Genomic DNA, 11,698 nt, shown 5'->3' on the forward strand with positions numbered 1-11,698 from the left:
GCACCTCAGCCGGCGGCCGTGAATCCCGTCGAAAACCACGGCACCGACGCAATGATCAGTATGCCGGCGAACAAGGCAAGCATGTAGCCGGCGATCGGGCGGATACCCTCATCGGGATTGATCTTGCTTACCGCGCACGCGCCGTAGTACCCGACCCCGAACGGTGGCGAGAACAGGCCGAGCCCCATCGAGAGGATGACGACCATCGCGTATTGCACCTCGGGGATGCCGAGTTCTCGCGCGATCGGAAACATCAGCGGGCCGAACAGCACGATCGCGGGAATACCTTCCAGCACGCTGCCGAGCACGATGAACAGCAGAATGGACATGCCCATGAACCCAATCGCGTGTCCCGGCAGATTGGACATGAAGAGCGCAAGACTATGCGAAAAGCCCGACTGCGTGAGCGACCACGCCATGGCCGTTGCGGTGCCGATGATAAGCAGGATCGCGCCCGACAACGCAGCGGAATCCACCAGCATCGGGCCGATGCGCCGCCAGTCGAATCTGCGGTAAAGCAGGCATCCGACGAGCACGGAATAGACGATGCCAATGGTCGATACTTCCGTGGCCGTCGCGACGCCTTCGGTCACGGCGAAGCGAATCAACACGGGCAGCGCCATCGCGGGCAGCGCCAGCATGAAAGCGCGCGCGACCTGACGGCGCGGCACGCGCGATGTGAGCACCGAATTCTTTCTCGATCGCCACCACACGACCGAGCATAAAGTGAAGGCGAGGACGAGGCCAGGCATCAGGCCCCCGGTGAACAGCGCCGAAATCGAAACGCCGGTGACGGAGCCGATCGTCAGCAAGACGATGCTCGGCGGCACGGTTTCCGTCTGGGCGCCCGTCGCGGCAAGCAGCGCGACGAGTTCACCTTTCTTTTCACCGCGACGCGCCATTTCCGGGAACAGCACCGGGGCGACCGCGGCCATGTCGGCAGCTTTCGAACCCGAAATGCCCGACACCAGATACATTGCCCCGACGAGCACATACGAAAGGCCGCCGCGCCGATGCCCGAGCAGTGAACCCAGAAAGTCGATCATGGTCTTCGCCATGCCTGTCATTTCGATCAGCAAGCCGAGAAAGACGAACATCGGCACCGCGAGCAGCAACATCTGCGACATGCCTTCGTCCATTCTGCCGACCACGATTTCCATCGGCACGGGCGTGGAGAGCGCGAGATACGAGAAGGTCGCGAGCCCGAACGAAAAGGCGATCGGCATCCCGCTCAACACCGTGAAGCCGAGGATGCCGACGAAGAACAGCATCAGGTTCGCATTGCCGAACGGTTCGAGGACCGGGCCGCTGAACGTCAATATGGCGACGAGCACCGCGACGAGACCGAGACCGAGCGTCGCCCGCCTGCGACCGAGCGCGAGCATCCGGACGACGCACATCAGAAACATGCATGCCATGCCGTAAAGGATGCCGCCGGCGCGCCAAACGTCGTTGATCTCGAGCGCAGGCGTGACGAGTCCCCACTGCTGATCGACGTATTTCAGCGTGGGCACGAGCACGAGACTCAAGAACAGCATGCTCGCCATCAGTGCGACGGTGTCCCAGCGCTTCGACCAGCGTCCGCCGGAACGGCTCACGATGGCCGTCATCCGCATGTGGGCGCCACGATGCAGCGCCGTCGCGGCACCCGTCATCGCCAGCCAGACGAACAGGATCGATGCGAGTTCATCGCCCCATACGAGCGGCGCATGCAAGACATACCGCATGACGACGCTGGAAAACAGCAGCACGATCTCGGCAAGCAGCAACAGCGCCGCCGGGACCGATGCGCACAGTCCCAGCACGCGGTCGATGCGCCGGTAGCCGGGACGCGCCGCCAGCGACGCCGATGCGGCGCGCTCCATGATGGCGTCGCTTCCCTCGTGCGTGAACTCTTCCAGCGAGGTCGGCTTCATGCGAGTCTCCCCGTGACCTTTTCGAGCAGCGCCCACTGCTCGTCGCCGAAGGTCTTGCGCATGTCGGCGTAAAAGCCGCGCGTGCGCAACATCTCGCGAAACGGCGCGACATCCGGCGCGTTGAAGATCATCCCTTTCGCTTCGAGACTTTTTTGCAGCGAGGCGTTGAGCGCCGCGACATCCTTGCGTTCGTTGAGCGCCTGTTCGTTCAGATGCTTCGACGCGATGTCGCGCAGAGTCGACGGCAACCGCTCCCACGTCTTGCGGTTCGACACGAGCCAAAAGCCATCCCACGCGTGACTCGTGAGCGAACAGTACTTCTGCACTTCGTAGAGCTTCGCGGAATCGATGATCGCGAGCGCGTTCTCCTGACCCTCGACCATCTTCGATTGCAGCGAAAGATAGACCTCGTTGAAGCTGATCGACGTGGGCGCCGCCGCCAGCGCCTGAAACAGCGAGATCCAGAGGCGTCCCGGCGGAACGCGGATCTTCATGCCCTTCAGATCGGCGGGCGATCCGATCGGTTTGCCGCTGCTCGTGATTTGCCTGAAGCCGTTGTCCCAGACCTTGTCCTGAACCGCGAGCCCCGCGTTGTTGATGAGGCCGCGCAAATGCGCGCCTAGCTCGCCGTCGAGCGCGCCATAGACCTGACCGTAGTCCTTGAACGCGAATCCGACGGTCCAGATGGCCGTCTTCGGCACGAGCGACGACAACGTATTCGCGCCGGACGAGGCGAAGATCTCCAGCGCGCCCGAGCGCATCTGCGCGAACATGTCGGGATCGCCACCGAGCTGGTTGTTGGGGAATAGACGAATCTCGAGACGGCCATCGGACTCCTTCTTGATGTCATCGGCGGCTTCCATCAAGCGCTTGTTCAGCGGATGGGAAGCCGGCAGGTCGTGCCCGAGCTTGTAGACGAATTCGGCGGCCTGAGCACGGCGAATCCACGGTGCCCCGACAATTCCCGATGCGGCTATCGCGGCGGTGCTCGCACTTCGGATCAGAAATTCCCTGCGTTTGCTAAGCATGTCCTTATCTCCTCAGATTTTTTGGCGTGAAGATCATTCTTCACTCGCACTGAAAAACCCGTTCTCCTCTGACGCTGTATGGCGTTCTGGTTATGCAGGCAATGCCCGTTTGCGCGCGCGATGCGCTCTACGGATGCGCCTCGACCCGTAGTGACTGCGAGCCGAGTCCGGTGATGCCGAGCGTGATCGTGTCGCCCGGCTTCAGGAATTGCGGCGGCTTCATGCCCATGCCTACGCCGGGCGGCGTGCCCGTGATGATGACGTCGCCGGGATGGAGCGTCATGAACTGGCTGCAATACGAGACGATGGTCTCGCAGTCGAAGATCATCGTTCGCGTATTGCCTTGCTGTCTCGGTTCGCCGTTGACGCGCAGCCAGATTTCGAGATTGTGCGGATCGCTGATCTCGTCGGCCGTGACGAGCCAGGGACCGAGCGGGCAAAAGGTGTCGCATCCTTTGCCTTTGTCCCACGTTCCGCCCCGCTCCATTTGATATGACCGCTCCGACACGTCGTTCGCGAGCACGTAGCCCGCGATGTGCCGCGATGCCTGTTCGCGCGTGACGTGGGAAGCCGTCGTGCCGATCACAATGCCGAGTTCCACTTCCCAGTCGCACTTGCGCGCGTGCGGCGGAATGCGCACGACGTCGGCGGGTCCCGTCAGCGAACTCGTCGCCTTCAGGAACACGATCGGTTCGCCGGGTATCGGCAGATTCGTTTCCGCCGCGTGGTCCGAATAGTTCAGACCGATCGCCACGATCTTGCCGATGCCTTCCAGCGGCACGCCGAGCCGTGCGGCATCCTCGACCAGCGGTAGCGACGCGGGATCGATCGCGCGCAACGCAGCGATGCTCTCCGGGCCGAGTTGCCGCGGGCCGAGCACATCGATTCGCGCGGACAGGTCGCGCAAGCGTCCGTCTTTATCGATCAAACCGGGGCGTTCACGGTTCGCGTTGCCGTGGCGAACAAGTTTCATGTCGTGGTCCTCGTGTGTCAGCCACGCCCGACGAGCGGCATCGCGGTCGCCATGATCGTGAGGTCGAGTACGTTGGCGTCGAGCGGCAGGCTGGCGATATAACGCACGGCCTCGGCTACATGCCTCGCATCGATGGTGGGCTCGGGGGCGATGCGGCCGTCCGCCTGCAGCACGCCCTCGCCCATGCGCGTCGTCATGTCCGTGCTGGCGTTGCCGATGTCGATCTGCGAACAGGCGATGTTCCATGGGCGGCCGTCCAGCGCGAGGCTGCGCGTGAGTCCGCGAATGCCGTGCTTGGCGACGGTGTACGCCACGGAACGCGGCCGCGGCACACGGCTCGATACCGAACCGTTGTTGATGATGCGGCCGCCGCGGGGCTCTTGCGCGCGCATCGTCGAGAACGCCGACCGTGCGCACAGAAAGGCGCCGTCGAGATTGACCGCCATCGAATCGCGCCACGCGTCCAAGGTCATTTCATCGATCGATTGCGCCGGAAGGCTGACCCCGGCATTGTTGAACAGCAGATCGAGACGTCCCCATCTGCCGACGACGTTCGCGAATAGCGCTTCGACCGCGGCCGCCGAGCGGATGTCGGTCGGGACGCAAAGGGTTGGCGCATCGCGCCGCGCCGCCATGCAGCGCGCTGCGGTTTCTTCGAGCGCACCCGCGCGGCGCCCGGCGAGCGCGACCGCGAAGCCCCCCTCAGCGAGCGCCACGGCCACTTCGCGGCCAATGCCGGATCCGGCGCCGGTGATGACTGCAACTTTATCGATGTTCATCGTATTGACGTTAGTGGTTGTCACGCGGTAGTCCTTGCTCGGCGATGCGCTGATATCCGACCGCTGGTTTCAGCACCATGCCTTCGTCGAGTTGCGATACGAGACTGCGCTGGATCTCCTGCCACGGCGTCTGGCTGGCGGGGCTGCGATACCCGCCCGCTTCGTCGAGCGCCCGCCGCCGCGCGTCGAGTTCGTCGTCGCCGATCATCACGTCGACGCGGCCACGGTTCAGATCGATTCGCAACCGGTCGCCGGTTCGCAGTAGCGCGAGACGGCCGCCCGCCGCCGCCTCGGGCGATGCGTTGAGAATGGACGGCGACCCGGACGTGCCGGACTGGCGCCCGTCGCCGAGACAAGGCAACGCGTCGACGCCGCGTTTGAGGAGCGCAGCGGGCGGTTGCATATTGACGACCTCCGCCGCGCCCGGATAACCGAGCGGTCCCGTGCCGCGCATCACCAGCAAACAGTCTTCGTCGATCGCGAGCGCGGGATCGTCGATACGCGCGTGATAGTCCTCCGGGCCATCGAACACGATCGCCCTGCCCTCGAACGCCATCGGGTCATCGGGATTGTCCAGATAGCGCGCGCGAAACGCGGGCGAGATCACGCTCGTCTTCATGATCGCTGCGTCGAAGAGATTGCCCGTCAGCACCAGAAAGCCTGCGTCCTTGAGCAATGGATCGGCGACGGTGCGTATCACCTCCGGATCGAGAATGCGCGCATCCTGGACGTTCTCGCGCACGCTGCGTCCATTGACCGTGAGCAGATCGCCGTGGATCAGTCCTGCATCGAGCAACGCGTTCATCACCGCCGGCAAACCGCCTGCGCGATAGTATTCCTCGCCGAGAAACTCGCCCGCCGGCTGCATGTTCACGAGCAGCGGAACGCGATAACCCACGCGCTGCCAGTCGGCGAGCGGCAATTCGATGCCTGCGTGACGCGCGATGGCGGTGAGATGAATCGGCGCATTCGTCGACCCGCCGATCGCCGAATTGACGACGATGGCGTTCTCGAATGCCTGGCGCGTCAGTATCTTCGACGGCCTGAGATCCTCCCGCACCATGTCGACGATGCGCGCACCGGTCGCGTAGGCGATCTGCGCGCGCTGCCGGTAAGCCGCCGGAATCGCGGCGCAGCCCGGCAAGCTCATGCCGAGCGCTTCCGCCAGCGCGTTCATCGTGGACGCCGTGCCCATGCTGTTGCAGTGTCCGATGGATGGCGCGGCGTCGGTCACGATGTCGATGAACTCGTCGTAGCCGATCTTGCCCGCCGCCTGCTGCTTTCTCGCTTCCCAGATCACCACGCCGGAGCCGGCCCGCGCGCGATTCCACCAGCCGTTGAGCATCGGTCCGCCGCTCAGCACGATCGACGGAATATCCACCGTCGCCGCGCCCATCAATAGCGCGGGCGTGGTCTTGTCGCAACCGGTCAGGAGCACCACACCGTCCAGCGGATAGCCGTACAACACTTCCACCAGCGACAGATATTGCAGATTGCGGTCGAGCGATGCCGTGGGCCGCTTCAACGTTTCCTGCACCGGATGCACCGGAAACTCGAACGGAACGCCACCCGCCGCGATGATGCCGTCGCGCACGCGCTTCGCGAGATCGAGATGATGCCGGTTGCACGGCGCGATATCCGAACCGGTCTGCGCGATGCCGATGATCGGTTTGCCCGATTGAAGCTCTTCGCGCGTCAGCCCGAAGTTCAACTGCCGTTCGAGATAGAGCGCCGTCATGCCCGGATTCTCCGGATTGTCGAACCACGCGCGCGAACGCAGCGGCCGGCCGTCCTTGTCTTGCATCGGTTACTCCTTTCGGTCGCGTCTGAAGAAACGTCTTGAATCGAACTAGCGAAGCAACGAGATCACACGATGCGTGATGTCGGTCGTGCTCGCCTCGCCGCCGAGATCGCGAGTCAGGCCGGACGCGTGGCGCAACGACTCGTCGACCGCTGTTTCCATCGCGCGCGCGCCGGCGCGCAGACGTTCGTCGCCGTGTCGCTTGCCGAGCCATTCGAGCATCGTGGCCGCCGACAAGATGCTGCCGTACGGATTCGCGATGTTCTGACCCGCGATGGTCGGCGCCGAACCGTGCGCCGCCTGGAAGAAGCCGTGATCGAGACCGACTTCGCCCGACGGCGACATGCCCATGCTGCCGACCGTGCACGCGGCCAGGTCCGAAATGATGTCGCCGAACATGTTCTCCGTGACGATCACGTCGAAATGCTCGGGACGCTCGACCATGTAGCACGTCATGGCGTCCGCGTAGGCGTAGTCGACCTCGATGTCCGGATAGTCCGCGGCGACCTGATCGAACACGCGCCGGAAAAACGCGTAGGACCGCAGCACATTGGCCTTGTCGCAACACGTCACGCGCTTCTTGCCGTCGCCCGGCGCGCCGTTGCGCGTGCGCGCCAGTTCGAACGCGAATCGGCAGACGCGCTCGATGCCCTTTCGCGTCATGACCAATGTATCGACGGCCGTTTCGTCCCGCAGAATCACGCCGGAACCGCGCGCCGCATAAAGGCCTTCCGTGTTCTCCCGGACGATCACGTAGTCGATATCGCCGGCCTTGCGGCCCGCGAGACGTGAACGCACGCCTTCGCGCAGGCGGATGGGCCGCACGTTCGCGAACAGATCGAGCGCGAAACGCAACTGCAGGCCGAATTCGATGCCCGTCTCCGTGCCGTCGGCGTAAGTGACGCCGGGGATGCCGGTCGCGCCGTGCAAGGTTGCGTGCGCGGCGCGACAGCCTTCGAGCGTGGTCGAGGGAAGCGCGCTGCCAGACTTGAGATATTCGTTGGCGCCACCGGGATATTCGGTGAAGTTCAACTCGCCGATGCCCGGAAGCGCCTTCAGCACCTCCACCGCTGCGGAACAGACTTCCGGGCCGATGCCATCACCGTGGACTACGGCAATCTCGTACTTGTTCATGTTTTAGACGCCAGGTTGGTTGGAAGACGACGCGATCGGTCGTAAGCCGACCGCATGCAAATCAAGTTACCAGCGTCCTTCCAATATATCAATAGATATATTAACCTAGCTTCGAGACGGCGTTACAGTGAGGGAGAACATGACAAGGGAGCGACGAATGGTGTGGGATGCGATGAGCGTGTTTCGGCTGGACGGGAAGGTAGTGTTGATTACAGGCGGCGCGCAGGGAATCGGGCTGGCGGCGGCCAGGCTGTGTTGCAAGGCGGGTGCGCGGGTGGTCATCGTCGATCAGGATGCGGCGGCGCTGGCGCGACTCGACTCGGATGACGAAGGCGATAACTGGGATCGATACATTCTCGACGTGACGGATGAAGATAAGGTGCGCTCGGTGCTCGATGAGATCGCGCGCACGCAGGGCGGCATCGACGTGCTGCTGAATAACGCCGGCATCGCGATTCGCGACGCGGCGGTGAACCTGAGTCGCGATGCGTGGGACAAGGTGATGTCCGTGAATATCACCGGCATGTTCCTGTGCGCGCGGGAAGCGGCGCGCCACATGATTGAGCGAAGCGAAGGCGGCGCGATCGTCAATACGGCGTCCATCATGGGCATGTCCGGCGGCGGCATCTATCCGAACATTTCGTATCAGACGAGCAAGGGCGCCGTGATCAACATGACGAGGGCGCTTGCTGTCGAATGGGCGCCGCACGGCATCCGCGTGAATGCGGTGGCGCCGACTTACGTCGATACGCAATTCATTGCCGCGCTGACCCGGGAGCCCGATCTGATAGCGCGCATCAAGGCGATGACGCCGCTCGGCCGACTGGCGAGCGCGCAGGAAGTCGCGGCGGCGATGGTGTTCCTCGCTTCACCGGCCGCGGCGATGGTCACGGGCCATGTGCTGGCCGTCGACGGAGGCTTTCTCGCGCAATAGCGTCGCGCGGACTGGCGGCGGCGTTAAGAGCTATGCGCCGCGTTACATGACGAACGGCGTGAGCACGTTGCAATACAACCTCTATAGCGATTCGGCGGGCACGAGCGTGGTCGGCTCGACCTTTGGTCCCTATGCTCCCGCCTTTTACGATTTACCGGTGAACGCGGGCGCGGTGAACACGACCGTGACTGTGTACGGGAAGATACTGCCGTCACAATCCAGCGTGCAGGCGGGCAGCTTCGGTGTAACGTTCGGCAGCACGGCGATCGTCGGCTATCAGACGCTGCCGACCACCGGCACGTTTCTCGACTGTCTCGCGCTTCCGGTTTTATCCGGGTCTTTCTCGTTTCCCGTGACGGCAAACGTCATCAACGACTGCACCATCTCGGCGTCGAATATCGACTTCGGCTCGAAGGGTCTGCTCTCCTCGACGTTGACGGCGGCGGGCAGCTTATCCGTGGCCTGCACCAATGCGGGTGCGTATGCCATCTCGCTTTCGGCGGGAAACGGCGTCAACGCGACACCCGCGACGCGCTACATGACGCTCGCCGGCGGCAGCGACAAGATCGGCTACGGGCTGTATCCGAGCGCATCGTATTCGTGCCTTGGGGCGATGGCAACTCGGGATCGACGACCGTAAGCGGCACCGGCAACGGCGCGACGCAAACCATCCCGGTGTATTCGCGCGTGCTGCCGCAACCGACACCGCCGCCAGGCAGTTATAGCGATACGGTGGTCGCGACGGTGATGTTCTGAGTCTGAGGTCCGGTGTTGATCTAAGCGCGCTCGTCTACCTAAGCTAATGTCGCATTAGCTTGCCTGTTCTTCGGTAGCTTGCGTCACTAAATCCTTCGTAACCGATCTAACTCTCTCATTGCAAACTAACCAACGGCTAACATGCACGCGGTCATATGGATGCCCCTGAAAAAAGTGTTGTCCAGGCCACGAGATCAATCGTTGCCTACTTGGTGAACCGATCGCTTGTATAGAAAGGATATTTAATTACTATCACAAATAGATTTATGTAAAACAAATCCCAGAATCACGAGGGACGACGACAATTACCTTTTTGCGTTCAACTTGCGCCAGAGCGTTGTCTTGCTGATGCCGAGCGCCTTGCATGCGGCATCGCGGTCGCCGCCGAATTCGGCAAGCGTCGCGCGCACCTGATCCGCCTCGGCGGTCCGGCTTAACTGACGCAGGCTCAAATTCGCATCGTCGTCTCGCGCCGGTTCGCAGACTTCGGGCGCGATCGCTGCGAAATCTTCCAGTGACAACCTCGACTCGCGTCCGTTTTTCTCGGGCAGATGCGCGATTTCCACCGCCACGCGCTCGATCACGTTCTGCAATTCCCGCACATTCCCCGGCCAGCGATATGCGCTCAACACTCCGTCGAGCGGCGCCAGCACTTTCTTCACGGCATCACGGTTCGGCAGGCGCAACGCAAGCGCCACCTCGCGGCTCGCAGCCTGCATAAGCAGTTCCGTCGCGAGCGGCAGGATATCGCCGGCGCGCGCCCGCAGCGGCGGCAACGCGATGCTTAATATGTTAATCCGATAGAACAGGTCGGCGCGGAACGAGCCGTCCTGCACACCTTGCGCGAGCGTCCGGTGCGTGGCGGCGATCACGCGGATATCCACGCGCGTCGGTTCGGTCGAGCCCAGCCGCACGACCTCACGCTCCTGCAACACGCGCAGCAGCCGGCTTTGCAGCGACGCCGGCATCTCGCCGATTTCATCGAGAAACAGCGTGCCGCGATGCGCCGCCTCAATCAGCCCTGCCTTGCCGCCCTTGCGCGCGCCCGTGAACGCGCCTTCCTCGTAGCCGAATAGTTCGCTCTCCAGCAACGCCTCTGGAAACGCGCCGCAATTGATCGCAACAAACGGAAAGTCCTGCCGCCGGCTCATCTGATGCATGCTCTGCGCGACCATTTCCTTGCCCGTCCCGCTTTCGCCGAGAATCAGCAGCGTCGCATCCGATGTCGCGTATTTGCACACCTGCGCCTTCACGCGCTGCATCGCATCCGATTCCCCGACGATCGCGTCGAGCCGATAACGCGCGACGAATTCCTGCGCGCCTTGTCGCGAGCGCAGCGTCCGGTCCAGCCGCTCCACCGCGCGGGATTCCTGAAACGTGTAGATCGTGCCACCGGAGGCGCCGTCGCCCGCCAGCGGACCACAATGGATTGCGTAGCTGACACCGCGCACGCTGCCAACTCGGTCTTCGCCGTCCGAAGGCAGGATACTGCCTAGTGCCGGCGCGATGTCAAGCAGCGGACGGCCCACGATGCGTGCAGCATCGGTGAGCCCGAGCGCAGACAGCAAACGCTGATTAATGGCCTCGATACAGCCATTTGCGTCGACCGCGACGACGCCATCGCGCAGATGCTGTAACAGGTTATCGAGCCGCGTGCGCCGCCCGATTTCGCGGCGCATCGCCTGCGCGACTTCCAGCGCGGTCTCGAACGCGGCTGCCACTGATGTCCGCGAATAGAGGAACACCGACTGCATGCCGGCACGAACGGCGAGGTCGGTCACGAGGCCCGGCCCAACCACGACATCGATACCCCGGTCGCGCAGGTCATGCACGAGATTTTCCGCATCCTCCGCCGAACGATACGATTCGCAGGCCACGTCGATGGCATAGGTCGACAAGAAGCGCCGAATCTCCTGCGGCGTCTCACCGTGCGTGACAAGCGCCATCCGCGCGCCGCCCTGACGCGCTTTCGTGAGCGCATGCATGACATCGAAGCCGGTCGGGCTGATGATCACCACCGGCACCGAGACGCGCGATTTCAGATACGCGCCGTTCGATCCGCCGCCGACCACCACGTCCGGCCGCTCGCCGGTCTCACTCTCGATGCGCGCCACGGCATCTTCATAACCCAGCGCGACCACGTCGAGGTTGGCACGGTCGGCGTACTCGCTGCTGACATCCAAGAACAGGTCCCGAAGCCGGCTGATGCCGACCGCCCAGATGCGCGGACGCGATGCGGATTCTGATTTCATGCTGCTCCTGCAATTACCTTCGAAATGACGGACAGGATATCGTGCGAATCCCCATTCCGAAATTGAAATTTCACTTATGAAAAGGCGTGCGCACGGTGCGAATTGGCATTTATATAAAAATCAGC

Annotated in this window: 10 protein-coding genes; 3 read left to right on the forward strand and 7 right to left on the reverse strand. The window is 63.0% G+C overall.

Annotation, left to right across the window (positions count from 1 at the left end; all coding sequences use genetic code 11):
- Positions 1–5: 5 nt before the first annotated feature.
- The 6 genes from ACYQ47_RS35255 to ACYQ47_RS35280 all read right to left on the reverse strand — a co-directional run bounded on the left by ACYQ47_RS35255 (position 6) and on the right by ACYQ47_RS35280 (position 7,631).
- The gene (locus tag ACYQ47_RS35255) at positions 6–1,865 is read right to left on the reverse strand and encodes a TRAP transporter large permease (RefSeq protein ID WP_459909931.1); all 1,860 of its coding nucleotides are present in this window, start codon (positions 1,863–1,865) and stop codon (positions 6–8) included.
- 47 nt (positions 1,866–1,912) lie between these two features.
- Positions 1,913–2,944 (reverse strand): TRAP transporter substrate-binding protein, encoded by a 1,032-nt coding sequence (locus ACYQ47_RS35260; RefSeq protein ID WP_459909692.1) that lies wholly within the window; start codon positions 2,942–2,944, stop codon positions 1,913–1,915.
- Between the two features lie 127 nt (positions 2,945–3,071).
- Entirely contained in the window at positions 3,072–3,917 is an 846-nt protein-coding gene (locus ACYQ47_RS35265; RefSeq protein ID WP_459909694.1) for a fumarylacetoacetate hydrolase family protein, read from the reverse strand.
- Positions 3,918–3,934: 17 nt separating this feature from the next.
- Positions 3,935–4,696: an SDR family oxidoreductase gene (locus ACYQ47_RS35270; protein ID WP_459909933.1), complete on the reverse strand. Its 762-nt coding sequence runs from the start codon at positions 4,694–4,696 to the stop codon at positions 3,935–3,937.
- 10 nt (positions 4,697–4,706) lie between these two features.
- The gene (locus ACYQ47_RS35275) at positions 4,707–6,500 is read right to left on the reverse strand and encodes an IlvD/Edd family dehydratase (RefSeq protein ID WP_459909696.1); all 1,794 of its coding nucleotides are present in this window, start codon (positions 6,498–6,500) and stop codon (positions 4,707–4,709) included.
- 45 nt (positions 6,501–6,545) lie between these two features.
- Positions 6,546–7,631, reverse strand: coding sequence for an isocitrate/isopropylmalate dehydrogenase family protein (locus ACYQ47_RS35280; RefSeq protein ID WP_459909698.1), 1,086 nt, complete (start codon positions 7,629–7,631; stop codon positions 6,546–6,548).
- A gap of 157 nt (positions 7,632–7,788) precedes the next feature.
- Here ACYQ47_RS35280 and ACYQ47_RS35285 point away from each other — a divergent pair, with 157 nt between their 5' ends.
- Genes ACYQ47_RS35285 through ACYQ47_RS35295 form a run of 3 tightly spaced genes read left to right on the forward strand, consistent with a single transcriptional unit; the run spans position 7,789 to position 9,321 of the window.
- Positions 7,789–8,565 (forward strand): SDR family NAD(P)-dependent oxidoreductase, encoded by a 777-nt coding sequence (locus tag ACYQ47_RS35285; protein WP_459909700.1) that lies wholly within the window; start codon positions 7,789–7,791, stop codon positions 8,563–8,565.
- Positions 8,528–9,205 (forward strand): spore coat protein U domain-containing protein, encoded by a 678-nt coding sequence (locus ACYQ47_RS35290; protein ID WP_459909702.1) that lies wholly within the window; start codon positions 8,528–8,530, stop codon positions 9,203–9,205. Before ACYQ47_RS35285 ends, ACYQ47_RS35290 begins: the two co-directional genes overlap by 38 nt.
- Entirely contained in the window at positions 9,166–9,321 is a 156-nt protein-coding gene (locus ACYQ47_RS35295; protein WP_459909704.1) for a spore coat protein U domain-containing protein, read from the forward strand. The genes ACYQ47_RS35290 and ACYQ47_RS35295 overlap by 40 nt, the downstream gene beginning before the upstream one ends.
- 305 nt (positions 9,322–9,626) lie before the next feature.
- Here the strand turns inward: ACYQ47_RS35295 and prpR are convergent, their stop codons facing one another.
- Positions 9,627–11,573 (reverse strand): propionate catabolism operon regulatory protein PrpR, encoded by a 1,947-nt coding sequence (gene prpR, locus ACYQ47_RS35300; protein WP_459909706.1) that lies wholly within the window; start codon positions 11,571–11,573, stop codon positions 9,627–9,629.
- Positions 11,574–11,698 lie beyond the last annotated feature (125 nt).

This window comes from Caballeronia sp. HLA56, assembly GCF_054655155.1.